The organism is Streptomyces sp. NBC_00012 (assembly GCF_045040875.1).
GTDB lineage: Bacteria > Actinomycetota > Actinomycetes > Streptomycetales > Streptomycetaceae > Streptomyces.
Map to the genome: position 1 here is coordinate 8034023 of NZ_CP108309.1, position 18492 is coordinate 8052514.

Genomic DNA, 18492 nt, shown 5'->3' on the forward strand with positions numbered 1-18492 from the left:
CATAGCTGACGATCCATCAGATGTCGTGGTCCGCGCGGCCCCGCATACGCCGGTGCGCCCGGAGCCGGACCCGCCGCACGCTAGGGACGGTGTCGCGCCGGAAGGTCCAGCATGCTGTCGAGTACCCGGCCGAAGACCCGGCGGCCCGCCCCGGCGATCAACGGATCGCACCACCGCGGCAGCAACCGCATGCCCAGCTCCTCCACCCACACCACATGGGAACCGGAATCCGTCGGATACACATCGATCGACGCCCGGCCCCGCACCGGCGAACCGCGCTTCTCCAGCCGGCACAGCCCCGCGCGCCCGGCTGCGGGCGGCGTCCACCGCACCACTTCCATCGGGTCGTCGAACGCCAGTGGCCCCATGCCCGTGCGCGCCACGAAAACGGTCCCTACGCCGGTCGGCAGCCCCGTGGGGACGGTGATCGTGGTCAGCGGTACGTGCGCGGCGTGCCGTTCCCAGTCCGTCACCCGGCGCCAGGACTCGGCGGCGGGCAAGGAGGTGAAGCGCTCGATCCGGAAGACGGCCACAGCACGATCCTAGGCCCTGTCGAGGCCCGGGCACCGCCCGGCGCGAGCCGAGCGGAATCCGGGCCCGAGGGCTCAGGCGTCGCACTCCGCGACCGGGCCGGCCACCACCAGCCCCGGCAGATGCTCCTCGATCTCCGCACGGGCGCCGGCCGACAGCCCCGCGTCCGTCACGAAGGTGTCCACCTGATCCAGCGACGCGAACGAACTCAGACCGACCGTGCCCCACTTGGTGTGGTCGGCGACCACCACGACCCGCCGCGCCGACTGGACGAAACGGCGGTTGGTCTCGGCCTCCGCCAGATTCGGCGTCGAGAGCCCGGCCTCCACCGAGATCCCGTGCACCCCGAGGAACAGCACATCGAAGTGGAGGGAGGCGATCGCCTGATCGGCGACCGGACCGACCAGCGAGTCCGAAGGGGTCCGCACCCCGCCGGTGAGCACCACCGCGGCGGCCCCGGGCCGCGTCCCTGCCACGCCCCCCGACCGCTGCGCGGTGTGGAAGACGTCGGCCACCCGCACCGAGTTGGTCACCACCGTCAGATCCGGTACGTCCAGCAGCTGCTGGGCGAGCGCGTACGTCGTCGTGCCGCCGGAGAGCGCGATCGCGCTGCCGGGCACCGCCATGGCTGCCGCCGCCCGCGCGATGTCCTCCTTGGCGGTCAGCTCCAGCGCCGACTTGGCCTCGAAACCCGGCTCGTGCGTACTGGCCTCGACCACCGGCACGGCCCCGCCGTGCACCTTCTCGATGACTCCCTGGCGGGACAAGGCGTCCAGATCCCGGCGCACCGTCATGTCGGAGACGTTCAGCTTGCGGGTCAGCTCATTGACCCGGACCCCTCCGCGCCTGCGCACCTCGTCGAGGATCAGGGCACGCCGCTGCTCCGCGAGCAGGTTCTGATTGTCGCTCAACGCCGGGACCGGACCTTCCTCATGGCCGTGCAGCAGTCTCTTCGAACGGGGTCATCCTGCCACGCGGTGTCGCCGGCCGCCGCACTGGGGAGATTCGGTGAGAGCGGTGCGGCCACCGCTCCCTTTCCGCGATTCTGGTGTCCGCGCATCGACCCCCACGACCGAGAGAGTGAGCCACTCCCGTGCCACCTGCCACCCAGACTCCGCAGAGTCCCGGGCCCGCGCTGGAACTGCTGGTCCACGGCGTGGGCGGCGCCACCCCCCAGGAAATGCTCGACGACCCGCGTACCGTCCGGATCACCGGCGACGCGACCGCCGCCATCTACCGGCGGACCGAGGACGCGGACGCCGAACAGCACCCGGAGCGGTACCGCGACCGCCCCATCCCCGAGGCCTACTGCTGGTCCAACCTGACCTCCGGCAACGGCTCCCGGGCCCTGTGGCTGCTGCTGCTCCCGTTCATGGTGGTCAACCTCGCCCACTGGATGCGCCCCACCGCCCGCTCCCGTACCCGCACGGTGCGTCTGTACGGCGTCCTCGTCCGGCTCGTCGCGCTCAGCCTCACGGTGCTGCTGACCGCGGCGGCCTGCGAGGTCGCGCTCGACCTGGCGGCCTGGCAGTGCGCGGGTGTGCCGGACTGCTCGAACCAGCGGTCCTGGCTCGGGTTCCTGTCGACGGCACAGGGCGGCTGGTGGTCCCAGCCGGGCCGCAGGCTCGCCCTCGCCGCCCTGGTGCCCACCGCCCTGGTGGCGCTGCTCTGGTTCCTGTCCAACCGGACCTGGAGCGCGTACGAATCACAGCGCCCGCTCACCGGAACCGAACCGGACGACGACCTCGACCCCACACCTGCCCCGGCCACCACCGGCACCGCGCCCGTCGTCCGTCCCGCCCTGGGCCGGCCCGGATTCTGGTACGGCCGCCGGCTGGTCGCCCGGCTGCGCGCCGCCCACACCGCCGCCGGATTCCTGACCGTCGCCGCCTCCGTCGCGGGCGCCGCGGCCCGCCACGACCGGGCCGTCACCGGACCCGTACCCGGCATCATCGGCCGGCTGATCGAGGCGGCACTGCTCCTGGGCGGTCTCGTCGTGCTCTGGGTGGTCTGCCGCCGCGGTCGCAGCGAACGACGCCTCGACAACCGGCTCGACCGTGCCCTCATCACCTATCTGCCCGGTGCGGCCCTGGCCCTGCTGGTACTCGCCGCGTTGTACGCCGCCTGGTCCCGCCCCGACTGGACCTCGGACGGCGCGCTGCCCGGCGATCTCGCCTTCAGCGTCATCACCCTCGGCCAGGGCACACTCGTCGTCGTGCTCGCGGTGGTGTCACTGAGTCTGTACCGCCGGACCCCCGAACCCCGCACCGTCATGTTCGGACTCGGCGGTCCCGTGGTCGCGATGCTCGCCTGCGCCCTCGGCGGCGTCATGAGCGGCGGGGTCTCCCAGCGCGTCGCCGACTGGCTCGACGGACCGGGCACCCCCGGCATGGGCCGGAGCTCCGTCATCGAGGGACCGCCGGTACTGCTCAGCTGGCAGGCGTCGGTCATCCCCGTGCTCCTGGTACTGCTGGCCGTCCCCGCCCTGCTGCTGCTCGTACGGACCTGGCTCGCCGCCCGCGCCCTGGCGCCCGAGATCGACCGGGCCTACGAGGTCGAACGGCCGGACCCGGCCCGCACCCGGCAGATCGCACGCATCCAGGCCACGGCGGCCCTCACCGACTCCGCGCCCTGGATCCTGGGCCCGGTCGGCGCAGCCACCTTGCTGCTCGGCGCGGCGGCGGTCTGCGGGGCCTGGGTGAGCGGGGAGGTGCCCGGAATCGCGATGAAGGGCAGCGGGCCGTTCGTCGAGTCCGTCGCCCAGGCCGCGCAGTCCACCGGCTCCTGGATGGTCGGACTCGGCTTCATACTCTTCGTCACCTGGGGACGGCGCGCCTACCGCGACGCGTCGGCCCGGCGCACCATCGGCATCCTCTGGGACGTCGGTACGTTCTGGCCGCGCGCCGCCCACCCCTTCGCACCGCCCTGCTACGCCGAGCGGGCCGTTCCCGACCTGGCGTCACGGATGTCCGGCTGGACCGCGCTCACCCGGGGCAGGCTCGTCATCTCCGGGCACTCCCAGGGCAGCGTCCTCGCCGCGTCCGCGGTCTGGCAGTTGCCCGCAGAGACCCGCAGCCGGGTCGCCCTGCTCACCTACGGCTCGCCGATCGAGCGACTGTACGCGCGCTGGTTCCCCGCCTACTTCGGCCCCGGGCCCCTGCACGCGCTGCACCGTTCCGTGCACTGCTGGCGCAATCTGTGGCGGGCCACCGACCCGATCGGCGGCCGGGTCCGGCTCGACGAGGCCCCCGGGCCCGAGGTGGACCGCGGGCCGCTGAAGGACCCCCTGGTCTACGGGCGGACCCGCGAACATCCGCTGCCCGAAGCCGTTCTGGGGCACTCCGACTACCAGGCCGACCCGGTCTTCGCCCAGGAACGGGCCGCGCTGCTGGAGCGACTGGACCCGGTCCTGCCCCGCCAGTCCGACGGGGAGGACACCACCAAGGCCCCGCGAACTCAGGGAAGTTCCGGCAGATCCTCCCGGTAGAGCAGGGTGAGGTCGTCCGTGCTCGGCTCGGCGAGCTGGGCGACCCGGCCCGCGTGCCGCTCCACCATCGACTCGAAGGTCTGGCGCGCGGTACGGCCGTTGCCGAACGCCGGCCCCTTGGGCAGCTCGGTGAAGTACTTCAGCAGCGCCTCACCGGTCCCGGAGGCCAGGCTGTACTCGTGCTCGTCGGCCTGCTGCTCCACGATGCGCAGCAGTTCGGCGGGCTCGTAGTCGCTGAAGGTGATGGTCCGGGAGAAACGGGACGCCACCCCGGGGTTGACGGTGAGGAACCGCTCCATCTCGTGGGTGTAGCCGGCGACGATGACGACCACCGCGTCCCGGTGGTCCTCCATCAGCTTCACCAGCGTGTCGATCGCCTCCCGGCCGAAGTCCCGGCCGGAGTCCTCGGGCGAAAGGGCGTACGCCTCGTCGACGAACAGCACCCCGCCGCGCGCCCGGTCGAAGGCCTCCTGGGTCCGGATGGCGGTCGAGCCGATGTGTTCGCCGACCAGATCGACACGGGAAACCTCGATCAGATGGCCCCGCTCCAGCACCCCGAGCGAGGCGAGGATCTCGCCGTACAGCCGGGCCACGGTGGTCTTGCCGGTGCCGGGGGAGCCGGTGAAGACGAGGTGACGCCGGACCGAAGCCGCCTTGAGCCCGGCCTCCTGGCGCCGGCGGCCCACCTCGATCATGTCGGTGAGCGCGCGCACCTCCCGCTTGACGCTGTCCAGGCCCACCAGCGCGTCCAGTTCGCCGAGCACCGCGTCCGACGCGCGCGCCGGAGCGGTGGCGGGCACCTCGGCCGGGGCGGGCTCGACGGCGCGCTGTCCGGGGACGCCGCCGAGCAGCCCGGGGGCCGACTGGGTCGCCGTCAGCACGGTGGGCGCCGGGGGAGCGGGGGAGCGCAGCGCGCTCTCGTCGCTCGTGCAGTCCTCCACGACGGGGCCGGTTCCCCGGCCGTCCCCGTGCGCGACGGCGGGCTCGGCGAACTCGTAACCACCGCGGGCGCACCGCTCGGTCCGGCAACGGGTCAGCGTCGTACGGCAGCCGTCCATCACATGGAAGCCGTAGCCGTCGCTGCCGGTGACCCGGCAGCTGTTGAATGTGCCGCGGCCCTCGGCGGAGACGTAGAAACCGGCCTCGGCGGGCGAGGTGACCGTGCAGCGCTCGATCGTCGGGTCGGCGCCCTTGGTGACGATCACTCCGGTCTGCGCCGAGTCGATGGTGCAGTTGTTCAGCGTGCCCCCGCTGCCGTGGTCGCGGAACCAGGCGCCGGTGGACGCCTCGCGGATGCGGCAGTCGTCCAGCTGCGCGGTCGCCCCGTCGCTCACCGACACCGCGGTGTTGCGGACCTGGGACAGATCGCTGTCGACGACGTCGGCGCGCGAGCCCCGGTCGAGCACGAAGATGGCGTCCGGCACGTCGTGGACCCGGCAGGAGTCCAGTATCACGGTCGCCCCGTCGCTCACCCAGACCGCCGGGTAGTCGCCCGTACTGTCGTGGATCTCGCACTGGTTGGCGTCGACCCGGGTGCCGGGATCCCAGACGGAGAGGCCGTTGCGGCCGAAGCGGCGCACCGTGGAGCGGGTCAGGGTGAGGACCGAACGAGAACGCAGGTCCACGGCGTTCTCCGGGATGTCGTGGATGTCGCAGTCCGCGAGCGTCAGCACCGCGTCGGTGTCGAGCGTGACGCCGTCCGCCGAAGTGCGGTGCACCGTGCAGTCGGTGAGATGAGCGGCCGCACGGGCGGTCACCTGTATCCCGCTGCCCTTGATCTCGTACACCTCGCAGCCGACGCCCTCCAGGGCGCTGCCCTCGCCGGTGACGCTGAGGCCGGCGCCCGACGCGTGGTGGACCCGGCAGCGCTCCAGTCGCGGATGCGCACCGTCGCGGACCGAGACCCCGGACTGCCCGGCGGAGACGACCTCACACTCCTCGAACACCCCGCCCGCGCCGTCGAGTACGGCGATGCCGACCCCGGCGGGATTGTCGACCGTGCAGCGGCGCACGGTCGGCCGGGCCGCACCGCGCACCTCGATCCCGGCTGCGGAGCGGGTGACGATCCGCAGGTCCGAGATCTCCGCCGCGCCGTCCTCGACCAGCAGTGCGGGGGCCGTCGAGTCCTGGCCCTCCACATGCAGGTCCGAGATGACGGCGGAGGCGCGGACGGTCAGCGGGACCCCGTCGGCCGGTGCGATCCGGACGGAGCCGACGGACCCCTCGGGCCCCCGCAGGGTCACCGCGCGGTGCAGGACCAGATTCTCCCGGTAGGTGCCCGGCGCGATGGTGAGGACATCGCCGTCGGCCGCGGCCTCCAGGGCTGCGGTGAGGGAGGCGTATTCGCCTGTGCGGCGCCGCCACCGCGATGTGCCGGTGTGCGTCACCTGGACCGTGCCCTGTGCCATGGCGCTGTTGTGCCCCCACCTCGTGCGTGCGTGATGCCCGTGTCGCCGGCCTTCCGGCAGCGGCGAATCCCGGGACCGCCCACCGGGAAAGCGGGCGGGCCGGTCCACCGTAGCGCGCGCGGCGGGCGGGAGTTGCCCCGATCAGCAGCTGATCAGCTGCCGGTTCCGGTCCTGCCCCAGTCCGGACCGGTCTTGGCCCAGTCCTGGTCGATCCGGGTGTAACGTGCCCGCATCATGCGCCGGACGATCAGCTGCCGTACGCCTTCGATCAGTCCGGCGCCGAGCATCGTCGCGCCGAGCCCTGCCAGCACCGCGTGGGTACGGGCCGTCGGAGCGTCCATCGGGCGCGTGGCGGGGCGGCCGTCGAGGTCCGTCCAGATCTCCACCCTGGTGCCGGGGGCGGTCCTCCGGGAAGAGGTCGTCACCGTGCCGCGGCGGGCGGTGCCGTCCGGTGCCTTCCAGCGCGCGACCACCGAGGTCTGTGAACCGCGCTCCGAGGAGACCTCGGGGTCGGTGACGAAACGCGGCGGCCGCGGTGCCCGGCGCAGTACGACCGCGGTGGTGGCACGGCGCCCGGCCTGCTGGGTCCGCACCGATTCCTGCAGGGCGTCGTCGGTGTACGACCCGCACACCCAGCCCAGGGCCGGCGCCGCCAGCACCATCAGGAGCAATGCGACAAGAGCCACCCACGCCTCGCGCCGGTCAGTGGCGCGGCGCAGGGGATTGCGCCGCCAGCGCCAAACACCCGTGACCGCTCGCACAGTCCTGCACTCCCTTCCGTATCCGTCTTAGCCTGATACGGCACGCTTCGCGTGCTGAAGGAGCGAAGAGAGAGCAACTTCACCCCGGCCAACGCGCGGACCACCCCCGTGAGTTCCCGCCGGCCCGGCCGGACCGCCGGCACGTCCGGTGCGGGAACGTCCGGTGCGGGAACGCCGAAGTCGCCGTCGAGTCCCCATGGCTCGACGGCGACTCCGTGCGACCGCGTGTGATGTCGGCTCAGTACCCCCGGCCCTGGTACGGGCGGTTGTACGGGTCCTCGTAGGGCGAGGGGGCCGGGGCAGGCCGCGGCGGTGCCGGGCGGGGTGCCGCCGGACGCATCGCCTCGTAGCCGGTGCCCGGGGCCGGCCGCTGCTGTTGCTGCTGCGGGTAGGGCGCCTGGTACCCGCCGCGGGTCGCGGTCGGCTGCTGCGGGATGTACGGCGCCGGCGCGTGCTGCAGCTGCGCGGGTTGCATCGGCGGGTAACCCTGCTGAGCCGTCGGCTGCTGGTAGCCGTACGACGGACCGGGCTGGGAAGGTGCCGCGGGAAGAGCCGGCAGCGCCGCCGGGAGCGCCGGCAGATAGCTGTTGCCGGTGTCATAGGCGGCAGGCACTCGGATCGGAGCGATCTGAGGGGTGCCCCGCTCCGCGACCAGGGAGTCGTAGATCGGAGTGTCGGGGAACGACGGTGCGGCGTAGTAGCCGCCGCCGTAGGTGGAGCGGGGGGAGGTCATGACACCTAAGTTAAGCCCACGATGTGCTGGTTGGGGAGACCTAATCTTGGGGTCATCCGTTTTACGCCGGTTCTGTCCGTCTGACCTGCCAAAACATCGATAAAGGCTCCGTTAAGAAAGGGGGCTTTTCCATGGTGGGCTCCATGACTGACGAGAAGTGGCGGACGGATGGTCACAGCCGTGGTGGTATGCGGCCGCATGCGCTGCTCCTGCCCACGGCATACTGGGCCGCCACGGGAACAGAAAGGCTCGGCGGTGACCCGACAGCACACGGAGTACGACGTCCTGGTGGTCGGAGGCAGCGGGGTGGACACCATCGTGCGGGTCGACGCCCTGCCCGTCCCGCTCGCCGACTCGGTCCATGTCGGGCCGATCGAGGAATGGCCAGGCCACACCGGAGGGAACGTGGCACTCGGTACCCGGGCGCTCGGGCTGAAGGTCGCACTCCTCGACTGCATCGGCGACGACTGGACCGGCGCCCAGGTGCGCGAGCGACTGGCGGCGGGGGACGTGGAGTTCGCCCCGCTGATTTCCGCAGCGGGCACCCGTCGCGCCGTGAATCTGGTCGACGCGACCGGACGCCGGATGTCGTTCTACGACGCCCGTGACCCGGCCGACCTGAGAATGCCCCGGGATTTCTACCTGCCGAGGCTGCGGCGTACCCGCCACGTACACCTGTCCATCATGAATTTCGCGCGCTTCCTCTACGACGACATCGCGGAACTCGGTGTCCCCGTCTCCACGGACCTGCACGACTGGGACGGACTGGCCGACCACCACCGGGAATTCGCGCTCCGCTCCGACCTCGTCTTCCTCAGTGCGGCGGGCGCGGGCGAAGGCACCTTCGCCCTGATGCGGGAGATCCTCCGCGAGGGCCGCGCCGACACCGTGGTCGCCACGGCGGGCGCGGGCGGCTCCCACGTAGTGACCCGGGACAGCGGCTCCACCCCGCACCATGTCCCGGCGACCGTCCCGCCCGCACCGGTGGTGGACTCCAACGGTGCGGGCGACGCGTACGTCAGCGGCTTCCTGTACGGGAGACTCGCCGGCCGCGATCCCGTGGAATGCGCCCGTCTGGGAGCCGTTGCGGGGGCGTACGCCTGCACCGCGCCGGGTTCCACCGCCCTCGTCCCGCGGGAAGTCCTGCTGCCATCGGACCGTGGCGGGGAGGGGGGTCCATAGCCCGTGCCTGCCCGGCGCGGCGTCCCTTCGTCCATCTCGGGTCACGGCACCGCCCTCATCCCCCAAGGCCCAGAGCCTTGAATCCCGCACGGCCGGCGAGCGCCGTCAACTCCTCGGCCCGCGCCGCGCGCAGACACACCACCGGGTAGCAGTCCGATTCGATGTCGAGGACGGCGAGTGCCGCGCCGACCTCGCGGTAGTGCCGACCGCAGGCCACCAGGAACTCGTGGGTCGGCAGGGACATCTCGGCGGCGTCGAACAGCACCCAGGGGTCCACGGACGGCCGGGAGCCGAGACTCCGCAACGAGGCCCGGATCTTCTGCGGATCCTCCTTCCAGTCGAATTCCGCGAGCAGATGGTGATCGCAGAGCGCGTCCACGAGCGCTATCCACGCCAGTTCCGCGATGGGCTCGTGGATGCTGCGCTCGGCCAGCTGGTCCGCATGCGTGCGCACATAGCTCTCGGGATCGTCGTGGGCGTGCAACACCCGCTCGACGACGTCCGGATGGGCCGGGGCGAGAAGCGAAGCCATGGCTTCCAGCGACGTACGGACAGTGTCGGTGCCGGGCATGGTGTGCTCCTTGGGCGGTTGTGGCCGAGGCCGTCGCCGAGGCGAGGGTGCTCCCGGGCGTTCATGAAGAAGCCTGACACGGGGGTATGACAACGGACGCCGAGCCGGGCCGCCCGGGCACGGCGTGCGCGCGCAGCGCACGGGCCGTCGGCCCGGCGCGGCCCGGCCCCGGGGCGGGAGGAACTCGCCGGGACCCGCCCCCTGTTCCTGTGGTCCGGCGACCCGTCAGGGGCTGGCCCCGTCGTATCCGTAGCGGAGCGGTTCGTCCTTCGCCCGCAGGTCGAGCCGGTAGACGTACAGCGCATCGCGGCGCAGAAGTCCCGGATCAGCCCCGGCCATTCACGGTTCGCGTAGTCGCGCAGCCCACCGGACTCGCTGCCGGAGCGATGCCCCCAGGTGGTGAGGATCGAACGGGCGTCGAACTCGGCCGCGGACCGCTCGGCATCGGTGCTGCCCCAGGCCCTGACGTCCTCCAGCCAGGGCCCCGGCATGAACCGCCGGTCGGTGGCCGGCAGCCGGTCCAGCAGGGCGAGGTCCCGCTTCCACTCCCCGGCCCGCTGCCGGAAGAGCGCGAGATCCTTCCCCTCGTACGCGGCCTTGATCTGCGGCAGCAGAGTGCGGCTGCGGTTGGCCAGGGCCTGTCGGGCCACGTCCACCACATCGAAGCGGTACGCATCCGACTTCCTCAGCCCGGGGGCGACCTGGAGGAGCTCCGGCAGGGCCTGCCGCACCGTCGACGCGTCGTACCGCATGGCGGACGGGCTCCAGTTGGCCGACGTGCCGACGGTCAGCCCGGGGCGCGCCGTGAAGAGGCTGTCCTGGGACTCGCTCCAGGGGCCGGACGGGGTGCTGTGCGGGCCGGTGCGCAGGAGCTCCCACGCTCTGGCCGCATGCGGGTCGGCGCCGCCGTAGCGTCGCTGGGCGTAGCCCGCGAACCAGCCCGAGTGGTCCAACGGCCCCTTCCTCGTCCGACGAAGGGATACGGGACTTGCCCGGAACATGGTGCGGCACCGGGCTCCTCACGGGAACCGGCGGAGCCGCCCGGACGCGCACCGGCCGCGTCGTGCCCCGGTCGGCGCACCGGCACCGGCAGCACGGCGCGAGCATCGAAAACCATGAGGCTCAGCCATAGAAGAATGCGCTTTTGTGCCCCCTTCGCAGGCCGCAGGATGGCTTCGAGTCGGTTTCCGGGGAGGAACACATGACGTCAGCCATCGAATCGGGCCTGCTGCCCGGCACGTCCGAAACACATCCGGAAGGGCTGGCCGTCGGTGGCGTCCTGCTCACCGAACTGGCACGGCGTTTCGGAACGCCCCTCTTCGTGTACGACGAGGAGCATCTGCGCCGGCGCTGCCGGGAGGCGGTCGCCGCCTTCGGCCGGGACAACGTCGCCTACGCCTCCAAGGCGTTCCTGTGCACGGCCATGGCCAGGCTGGCCCACGAAGAGGGGCTGCTGCTCGATGTCGCCTCCGGCGGCGAGCTGCGGGTCGCGCTGCACGCCGGGGTGCCCGCCGGCCGGATCGTCCTGCACGGCAACAACAAGGACGCGACGGAGCTGCGCACCGCCATGTCCGCCCGGGTGCGGCACCTGGTGGTCGACAGCTTCGACGAGATGGACCGCATCGAGCGGCTGCACGCCGAGGAACACCTGCCGCCCGCCCGGATCCAGCTGCGGGTGGCGCCCGGAGTGGCCGCCGGCGCGCACGAGGCGATCCGCACCGGTGGCAACGACTCGAAGTTCGGCTTCGGCCTCGCCGGCGGAACCGCGGCGGCCGCCGTGCGCCGAGCCGCCGGCTCCCCGGCGATGACCCTGGAAGGCATCCACGCGCATGTGGGCTCGCAGGTGCTGGACACCGCGGAACTCGCGGCCGGCGCCGCCGCCGTCGCGCGGTTCGCCGCCGACACCGGGATGCACCGGCTCACGGTCGGCGGCGGCCTCGGCGTCGCGTACGAGGCGGGACAGACCGCACCGTCGTTCGCCGAATGGGCGGCCCGGGTACGGACCGCGGTGCGTGACGCGGGCTGGGGTTCCCCGGTGACCGTGGAGCCCGGCCGTTCCATCGCCGCCCGCGCCGGGCTGACCCTCTACCGGGTGGGCACGATCAAGCGCATCGAGGGCGTGCGGACGTACGTCGGCGTGGACGGCGGGATGAGCGACAACCTGCGCCCCGCCCTGTACGGCAGCCGCTACGAGGTGTTCCTGCCGCGCAGCCCGCGCGCCCCCAGGCCCATGCGGGCACGGCTGGTCGGCAAGCACTGCGAGAGCGGTGACGTGATCGTCGACGACGCCGCCCTGCCCGCCGACGTCGCGGTGGACGACCTCCTGGCCACGCCGGTCACCGGCGCCTACGGATACGCCATGGCCTCCAACTACAACAAACTGCCGCGTCCCGCCGTCGTCTTCGTACGCGACGGCCACGCCCGCACCGTGGTGCGCCGGGAGACCGAGGAGGACCTGCTGCGCCTGGACGTGGACGAGCCCGCCGGGTTCCCGGAGCCGCCGGGGACGCAACGGCCGGGGGCCGGGGCGGCGCAGCGCGTCGGCACGGCCTAGCCTGACCAGATGCTCAACAGTGCCCGACTGCTCGTCCTGCTGGAGATCGCCCGTACCGGCACCATCGTGGCCGCGGCCCAGGCGCTGCATCTGAGCCCCTCCGCGATCTCGCACCAGCTGGCCCGGCTGGAGCAGGAGCTCGGAGTGGCGTTGGTGGAACGGCAGCCGCAGAGCCTGCGGCTGACCGCGGCCGGGGTGCGACTGGCCGAGCACGCGCAGGCGGTCGCCGACCTGATGGCCGTGGCCCGGGACGACCTGCGGGCGCACTCCGAGGGCGAGGCGGGGGTCCTGCGGCTGGGCTTCTTCGCCTCCTCGGGCCTGGAGCTGCTGCCCCGGGCCCTGTCGGCGTTCTCGGCGAACCGGCCCCAGGTCGAGCTGGAGCTGATTCTGGGACAGCCGCACGAGCTGGTGCCCGACCTGGAGGCGGGCCGGCTCGACGCCGCGGTCGTCTTCGAGCATCCGCTCGACCCCTGGTGCCGGCAGGCGACCGTGGACGTGGAGATGTTCTTCGACGAGCCGCAGCTGGTGGTCCTTCCCCTGCGGCACCGCCTCGGGCGGCACGCCGCGGTCCGGCTCGCCGCCCTTGAGGGGGAGAGCTGGATCGGTACGCACGGCGGCCACACCGGCGAACCGGTTCTGGAGCGGGCGTGCGCGGCAGAGGGTTTCCGGCCCCGGGTGCGCTGCCGCAGCGATCACTACCAGGTCACGATCAACCTGGCCCGCGCGGGCATGGGCATCGCACTCGTCCCGGCCCTCGGGCTCGGCGACACCGCAGGTGTGCATGTCTGCCGACTGGACCACCCCCGGCTGCACCGGCGCATCGGCGTCGCCACCCGGCCCACCAACCGCAACCCGCTGCTGAAGATCTTCCTCGCGGACCTGCGGTCGGCCGCCGAGGAGATCCGGTCGCTGCTGGAGGTGCAGTGGGCGTGACCGGTACGCCGGTCACGCCCACCGCGTCCCCGGGGGCTTCTCAGCCGGCGGTCGGGCGCCCGGCACAGGCCGCGAGGGTCCGCCCCACGTCCCGGATGGCATGCACCGCGGCCCGCTCGGTGCTCGGGCCCAGCGCCGTGTCCCAGTGCGCCACCACCGCGTACGCCAGCCGGCGCCTGCCGACGATGACACCGGCATCGGCACGGACCCCGGCGTCGGTGCCGGTCTTGTTGGCCACCAGAAGCCCGTCGCGCAGCCGCTCGGGAAAGCCGGGGGCGTACGGGTCGTGGTCGATCAGCGCGGGAACGAGCCCGTGGTCGGTGTTGGCACGCATCCAGCGCAGCACCCGGGCGGAGGCCGCCGGACCGCCCATGGTGCCGCGCACCGCGTGCGTCACCAGCCGTGCCAGATCCAGTGCGGTGCCGGTGGCGAAGACGGGCGGCACCTCCGGGCCCCGGACGTCGCGGACCTTGTCGTGCAGCGTGAGGTGATCGAGCCCGAGCTCCCGTGCGAGCCGGGCCGTGGACTCCCGTCCCACGAGGCGCAACAGTGCGTTGGTCGCGGTGTTGTCGCTCACCGAGGCCGTCAGCCAGGCCAGATCCTCGACGGTCCAGCCGCGCCCGCTCAGCCGTCGCAGCAGACCGGTGCCCTCCGCCACGTCCTCGTCGAGGACCTCCACGACACGGTCGGCGGGCAGTTCCCCGCTGTCCAGCCGGTGTGCGACTTCGGCGAGCAGCAGCAGCTTCGAGGCGGACGCCACCGGCAGCACGGTGCGCTCGTCCACCCCCACCGTGCCGCCGCCGTCGATGTCGACGGCGGCGACGGCGAGGGTGAGCGGCAGCGCGGCCGAGCGCCGCGCCGCCGCGGCCACCTGGGCCAGACTCATCGGATCCTCACCACTTCTCCCGCCCGCGCCGAGGTCGGGCGGCCGTCTCTCGCCGCGACCCGCCCCGACACCACGACGGTATCGATGCCTTCGGGGGTCAGCAGAGGGCGGTCGAAGTCGGCGGTGTCGCGCACCGACGCCGGGTCGAGTACGACCAGATCGGCGACGGCGCCGTCGCGGACCACGCCGCGGCCGGTGAGGCCGAACCGCCCGGCGGGCAGTCCGGTCATCTTGTGCACCGCGCTCTCCAGCGGGAGCAGTTGCTCGTCGCGGGCGTAGCGGCCGAGCACCCGGGCGAAACTTCCCGCCCAGCGCGGATGCGGACGGCCGGGTTTGGGCACGCCGTCCGAGCCGATCATCGACAGTGGGCTGGCGATGACCCGGCGGACGTCGTCCTCGCGCATGGAATGGCTGATGATGGTCACTTCGCCCTGCTCGGCCAGCAGGAGATCGCACGCCTGGTCGACCGGATGGACGCCGCGCTCGGCCGCGAGCTCGGCGATGGTGCGGCCCTCGGCCTCGGGATGCGTCTGGGCGGCGGCCACCGAGATGAGGTCCCAGCCACCGTTTCCCACGGTGTTCTCCCACCCCTCGACGCCCCGGGCGATGTCCGTCCTGATCCGGTCGCGCGTCTCGGGGCTGCGCAGCCGTTCCAGCAGGGCGCCGACGCCGCCCTCACTCGCCCACGGGGGCAGCATGGCGTGCAGGACGGTGCTTCCCGCCGTGTACGGATAGACGTCGCACAGCACGTCCACGCCTTCGGCGCGGGCCCGCTCCAGCCGGGGCAGAGTGCGCAGGGTGGCGCCCCAGGCGTGCCGGCCCGCGGTCTTGTGGTGGGAGATCTGCAGCGGGGCGCCGGAGCGCACCGCGATCTCCAGAGCCTCTTCCAGGGCGGACTCCACCTGTGACATCTCGTCGCGCAGATGGGTGACATAGGGCTTGCCGTGCCGGGCGGCGACTTTGGCCAGCGCGACGATCTCCTCGGTGTCGGCATAGGTGCCGGGAGGGTAGATCAGCCCGGTGGACAGGCCGGCCGCGCCCTGGGTCAGTGCCCGGTCCAGCAGCGCGCACATGGCATCCAGCTCGTCGGGCCGGGGCGGCCGGGCCTCGAAGCCCATCACTCCGGCACGCAGCGTGCCGTGGCCGACCAACGAGGCGATGTGGGTGTGGCGCAGGGCGGGGTCCTGCCCGGCAGCGAACGCGTCGAAGTCCACGGCGGGCCGCACCGGTCCGAGTCCGAAGGTCACCCTGAGATGCTCGGAGAGTTCCGGCAACCGCTCGGGGAGCGAGGGGAACAGGCTGGTCCCGCAGTTGCCGCAGATCTCCGTGGTGACGCCCTGGAGCAGCGGAGCGAGGCGGAGGGTGTCGGCCGCTTCCGCGGCGCCGCCGGCTCCGTGGGGCGCCGCGAGGGCGTCGGAGTGCGTGTGCACGTCGATGAAGCCGGGTGCGACGACCCGCCCGGTCGCGTCCAGGATCTCGGCGGCCGTGGCGTCGGCGCCGGCGGGGAGCACGGCGATCCGCCCGTCCACCACCGCGACATCCGCTTCCCGGGCCGGTGCGCCGGTTCCGTCCACGAGGGTGCCGCCGCGCAGCAGCAGATCGAGAGGGCGGCCCATCACAGCACCGTCGACAGGAAGGCCCGCGTGCGGTCGTGCCGCGGGTCGGTGAACAACAGGTCTGGGCTCCCGGCCTCGACGACGGCGCCCCGGTCCATGAACAGGACCCGGTCGGCCACCTCGCGGGCGAAACCCATCTCGTGGGTGACCACGACCATCGTCATACCGCTGCGGGCCAGGTCGCGCATGACGCCGAGCACTTCGCCGACGAGCTCGGGGTCGAGGGCGGAGGTGGGCTCGTCGAAGAGCATGAGGGCGGGTTCCATGGCCAGTGCGCGGGCGATCGCCACGCGCTGCTGCTGCCCGCCGGACAGCTGCCCCGGGTAGTGGTCCGCCCGGTCCGCGAGACCGACGTCGGCCAGCAGCCTGCGGGCCTGCTCCTCGGCCTGCGCACGGGGCCGGCCCTTGACGGCGACCGGACCCTCCATCACGTTCTGCACCGCGGTGCGGTGCGGGAACAGGTGGAACCGCTGGAACACCATGCCGATCCGCTCGCGCTGGCGCCGCACGTCCCGGGCGCGCCGCTCGCGCAGCACCCGGCCGGACGGGCCGTGCTGTTCGTAGCCGACCAGCTCACCGTCCATCCACACCCGCCCCGCGTCGATCCGCTCGAGGTGGTTGAAGCAGCGCAGCAGCGTGGACTTCCCGGACCCGGAGGGGCCGATGACACAGAGCACCTCACCGCTGCGGACATCGAGGTCGATGCCCCTCAGCACCTCGGTGTCACCGAACCTCTTGCGGACCCCGCGGGCCTTGAGGATCACGTCGTTCATGCCGTTGCCCCCTTCTTGGCGCGTCCGGGCAGGAGATTGGCCAGGATCCTGCTCCGCAGCACGGGAGCGGCACCGGGGCTGTAGCGCCGCTCGACGGCGTGCTGACCGATGCTGGCGATCGTGGTGAGCACGAGGTACCAGATCGAGGCCACCAGGAGCAGGGCGACCACTTCGAAGTTGGCGAGGTAGAGGTGCTGGGAGACGGTCATCAGATCGGCACCGGCGATGACCGAGACCAGCGAGGTCGTTTTGAGCATGGAAATGAACTGGTTGCCGAACGGCGGGATGATGACCCGCATCGCCTGCGGAAGGATGATCCGGGACAGGATCCGGCGGTTCGACATTCCGATGGAGGCGCCCGCCTCGCGCTGGCCGGGATCCACGCTCTGGATGCCGGCCCGCACGATCTCGGCCATGTAGGCGCCCTCGTTGATGGAGAGCCCGAGGAGCGCGGCCACGAACCCGGTGATCACCTGGTTGGACTGCCAGCTGATGAGTTTGGGGCCGTCGAACGGGATCCCGATGCTGATCACCGGGAACAGCAGGGCCAGGTTGAACCAGAAGATGAGCTGGACCAGCAGCGGGGTGCCCCGGAAGAACCAGGTGTAGGCACCGGCGGTGAGACGCAGTACGGGGCTGTCGGACAGCTGCATCACCGCGACGACGACGCCGATGGCGATGCCGAGCACCATCGAGACGAGGGTGAGCTGAATGGTCACCCCGAGGCCCTTGAGGATCACGCCGTCGAACTGGTACTCGGCGACGATGTCCCAGTGCAGATTGGGATTGACGATGACGGTGTAGGCGAGCCACACCGCGAACAGGGCGGCGGCGAGGACCGCGAGCCAGCGCCCGGGACGCGGGCGTCCGGTCACCTGGAGGGAGAGGTCGTCCTCGTGGGGCATCCGGTCGGCGGGGCCGGCATCCGGCACCCCGCCGCAGGCGGGCCCGGGTGTTTTCTGGGGGTTCATGTCCGTTCTCACTGCCCGTCGTTGACGGTGGCCTCGGGCACGGCGCTGTCGCCGACTCCCCAGGTGTCGAGGATCTTCTTGTAGTCGCCGTTGTCGATGAGCTCCTGCAGGGCCCTGTGGACGGCGTCGCGCAGTCCGCCCTGGCTCTTCGCGGACGCGATGCCCCAGGGAGCGGTGCCGTACTGCTCCGGCAGGACCTCGTACGAACTGCTCTTCTTCGTGAACATCTTGGCGACGGGATAGTCGACGATGGTCGCGACCGCGCGTCCGCTGTCCAGTTGCAGCAGCCCGGTCGGTGCGTCCTCGCTCTGGGAGATCCGCATCTTCTCCTGGCACTTGGCGTTCTGTTCCTCGCCGATGTGGAGGTTGGAGCTGCCCTTGGCGAGGACGACGGTCTTTCCGCAGAGGTCCGCGAGGGACTTGATGCCCTGCGGGTTGCCCTGCTTCGTCATGATGACGCCGCCGGTGCGGAAGTAGTCGACGAAGTCGACTGCCCGGCGCCGCTGCGCACTGTCGGTCATGGACGACATCACCAGGTCGAACCGTCCCGACTCCAGGCCGGGGATCAGTCCGTCGAAGGCGGCATTGGTGAGTTCGAGCTTCAGCTTGAGCCGCTCGGCAAGGGCCTTGGCCAGATCGGGGTCGACGCCGGTGAGCCGGGTGGTGCCGGGCTCGTACATCTCCATCGGCGGGTACCCGACCGCGGTGGCCACCCGGAGCACACCCTTTTCCCGGTACTGGGCGGGCAGCAACTCGGCCGCGGTCCGGCCGGAGGCGGCCTTCGACGCGGCTTCGGACGGGGCTTCGCCCTGACCGGAACGCCCGCAGGCGGTGGCCGCGAGAGCCACCACGGCCAGGGCTGCCAGACAGCGCAGAGAACGGGGACGATTCATCGGATTCTCCCTCAAGGGGTGGCGGTGCGCCGATGCTGGCAGCCGCGCCCCGGTGAACGGAAGATGATGAAGCCATTCATGCCTGACCATCGAAATCTGTACGGGTCCGGTGGATCGCGGCGACCGGACCCGACGTCCGTGACTCCGGTGACGGTCCGGGGGATTAGGTTGTCGTAGATAAGGTTTTCGGCAG

Annotated in this window: 15 protein-coding genes and 1 pseudogene; 4 read left to right on the plus strand and 12 right to left on the minus strand. The window is 72.1% G+C overall.

Annotated features, from left to right (window positions below):
* Positions 1–80 precede the first annotated feature (80 nt).
* Both OHA19_RS36215 and OHA19_RS36220 read right to left on the minus strand, forming a co-directional pair.
* On the minus strand, positions 81–533 hold the full coding sequence (locus tag OHA19_RS36215; RefSeq protein WP_405752974.1) for an SRPBCC family protein: 453 nt from the start codon (positions 531–533) through the stop codon (positions 81–83).
* A 72-nt stretch (positions 534–605) separates the two neighbouring features.
* Positions 606–1442 carry a DeoR/GlpR family DNA-binding transcription regulator gene (locus OHA19_RS36220; protein ID WP_405709273.1) on the minus strand — a complete coding sequence of 279 codons (837 nt, stop codon included), beginning with the start codon at positions 1440–1442 and terminating at the stop codon, positions 606–608.
* A 182-nt stretch (positions 1443–1624) separates the two neighbouring features.
* Here OHA19_RS36220 and OHA19_RS36225 point away from each other — a divergent pair, with 182 nt between their 5' ends.
* Positions 1625–4018: a hypothetical protein gene (locus OHA19_RS36225; protein WP_405709270.1), complete on the plus strand. Its 2394-nt coding sequence runs from the start codon at positions 1625–1627 to the stop codon at positions 4016–4018.
* On the opposite strand, the gene OHA19_RS36230 is transcribed toward OHA19_RS36225, so the two are convergent.
* The 3 genes from OHA19_RS36230 to OHA19_RS36240 all read right to left on the minus strand — a co-directional run bounded on the left by OHA19_RS36230 (position 3988) and on the right by OHA19_RS36240 (position 7920).
* Positions 3988–6426, minus strand: a complete 2439-nt coding sequence (locus OHA19_RS36230) for a right-handed parallel beta-helix repeat-containing protein (RefSeq protein ID WP_405709267.1) — start codon at positions 6424–6426, stop codon at positions 3988–3990. The two genes, OHA19_RS36225 and OHA19_RS36230, sit on opposite strands and share 31 nt — an antisense overlap.
* A 152-nt stretch (positions 6427–6578) precedes the next feature.
* Positions 6579–7112 (minus strand): hypothetical protein, encoded by a 534-nt coding sequence (locus OHA19_RS36235; RefSeq protein ID WP_405709264.1) that lies wholly within the window; start codon positions 7110–7112, stop codon positions 6579–6581.
* A 313-nt stretch (positions 7113–7425) separates the two neighbouring features.
* Entirely contained in the window at positions 7426–7920 is a 495-nt protein-coding gene (locus tag OHA19_RS36240; RefSeq protein WP_405709261.1) for a DUF6643 family protein, read from the minus strand.
* A 285-nt stretch (positions 7921–8205) separates the two neighbouring features.
* Between OHA19_RS36240 and OHA19_RS36245 the strand changes: the two genes are divergently transcribed.
* Positions 8206–9102 carry a carbohydrate kinase family protein gene (locus OHA19_RS36245; RefSeq protein ID WP_405753368.1) on the plus strand — a complete coding sequence of 299 codons (897 nt, stop codon included), beginning with the start codon at positions 8206–8208 and terminating at the stop codon, positions 9100–9102.
* Positions 9103–9157: 55 nt separating this feature from the next.
* Here the strand turns inward: OHA19_RS36245 and OHA19_RS36250 are convergent, their stop codons facing one another.
* Together OHA19_RS36250 and OHA19_RS36255 are read right to left on the minus strand one after the other, a co-directional pair.
* On the minus strand, positions 9158–9673 hold the full coding sequence (locus OHA19_RS36250; protein WP_405752976.1) for a DUF6630 family protein: 516 nt from the start codon (positions 9671–9673) through the stop codon (positions 9158–9160).
* A 374-nt stretch (positions 9674–10047) separates the two neighbouring features.
* Positions 10048–10674: pseudogene (locus tag OHA19_RS36255) on the minus strand (alpha-N-acetylglucosaminidase C-terminal domain-containing protein); the annotation flags it as partial.
* 200 nt (positions 10675–10874) lie between these two features.
* On the opposite strand from OHA19_RS36255, the gene lysA reads away from it, so the two are divergent.
* A complete protein-coding gene (gene lysA, locus OHA19_RS36260; protein WP_405752978.1) occupies positions 10875–12227 on the plus strand; it encodes a diaminopimelate decarboxylase in 1353 nt (450 codons plus the stop codon).
* 9 nt (positions 12228–12236) lie between these two features.
* Positions 12237–13160, plus strand: a complete 924-nt coding sequence (locus OHA19_RS36265) for a LysR family transcriptional regulator (RefSeq protein WP_266734991.1) — start codon at positions 12237–12239, stop codon at positions 13158–13160.
* Between the two features lie 40 nt (positions 13161–13200).
* Here OHA19_RS36265 and OHA19_RS36270 read toward each other — a convergent pair whose 3' ends face one another.
* The 5 genes from OHA19_RS36270 to OHA19_RS36290 are packed head-to-tail and all read right to left on the minus strand — an operon-like array spanning position 13201 to position 18299.
* Positions 13201–14046, minus strand: coding sequence for a serine hydrolase (locus tag OHA19_RS36270; RefSeq protein ID WP_405709244.1), 846 nt, complete (start codon positions 14044–14046; stop codon positions 13201–13203).
* Positions 14043–15662, minus strand: coding sequence for an amidohydrolase family protein (locus tag OHA19_RS36275; protein WP_405752982.1), 1620 nt, complete (start codon positions 15660–15662; stop codon positions 14043–14045). The genes OHA19_RS36270 and OHA19_RS36275 overlap by 4 nt, the downstream gene beginning before the upstream one ends.
* Positions 15662–16435 (minus strand): amino acid ABC transporter ATP-binding protein, encoded by a 774-nt coding sequence (locus OHA19_RS36280; RefSeq protein ID WP_405709238.1) that lies wholly within the window; start codon positions 16433–16435, stop codon positions 15662–15664. The genes OHA19_RS36275 and OHA19_RS36280 overlap by 1 nt, the downstream gene beginning before the upstream one ends.
* The gene (locus OHA19_RS36285) at positions 16432–17406 is read right to left on the minus strand and encodes an amino acid ABC transporter permease (protein ID WP_405709236.1); all 975 of its coding nucleotides are present in this window, start codon (positions 17404–17406) and stop codon (positions 16432–16434) included. The genes OHA19_RS36280 and OHA19_RS36285 overlap by 4 nt, the downstream gene beginning before the upstream one ends.
* Positions 17407–17414: 8 nt before the next feature.
* The gene (locus OHA19_RS36290) at positions 17415–18299 is read right to left on the minus strand and encodes an ABC transporter substrate-binding protein (protein WP_266734983.1); all 885 of its coding nucleotides are present in this window, start codon (positions 18297–18299) and stop codon (positions 17415–17417) included.
* Positions 18300–18492 lie beyond the last annotated feature (193 nt).

What these genes read in the sequence shown, in the direction of transcription:
- OHA19_RS36230 (WP_405709267.1), bottom strand. Translation starts at nt 6,426, where the DNA reads ATGGCACAGGGCACGGTCCAGGTGACGCACACCGGCACATCGCGGTGG.
- OHA19_RS36240 (WP_405709261.1), bottom strand. Translation starts at nt 7,920, where the DNA reads ATGACCTCCCCCCGCTCCACCTACGGCGGCGGCTACTACGCCGCACCG.
- OHA19_RS36250 (WP_405752976.1), bottom strand. Translation starts at nt 9,673, where the DNA reads ATGCCCGGCACCGACACTGTCCGTACGTCGCTGGAAGCCATGGCTTCG.
- lysA (WP_405752978.1), top strand. Translation starts at nt 10,875, where the DNA reads ATGACGTCAGCCATCGAATCGGGCCTGCTGCCCGGCACGTCCGAAACA.
- OHA19_RS36265 (WP_266734991.1), top strand. Translation starts at nt 12,237, where the DNA reads ATGCTCAACAGTGCCCGACTGCTCGTCCTGCTGGAGATCGCCCGTACC.
- OHA19_RS36270 (WP_405709244.1), bottom strand. Translation starts at nt 14,046, where the DNA reads ATGAGTCTGGCCCAGGTGGCCGCGGCGGCGCGGCGCTCGGCCGCGCTG.
- OHA19_RS36275 (WP_405752982.1), bottom strand. Translation starts at nt 15,662, where the DNA reads ATGGGCCGCCCTCTCGATCTGCTGCTGCGCGGCGGCACCCTCGTGGAC.
- OHA19_RS36280 (WP_405709238.1), bottom strand. Translation starts at nt 16,435, where the DNA reads ATGAACGACGTGATCCTCAAGGCCCGCGGGGTCCGCAAGAGGTTCGGT.
- OHA19_RS36285 (WP_405709236.1), bottom strand. Translation starts at nt 17,406, where the DNA reads ATGAACCCCCAGAAAACACCCGGGCCCGCCTGCGGCGGGGTGCCGGAT.
- OHA19_RS36290 (WP_266734983.1), bottom strand. Translation starts at nt 18,299, where the DNA reads ATGAATCGTCCCCGTTCTCTGCGCTGTCTGGCAGCCCTGGCCGTGGTG.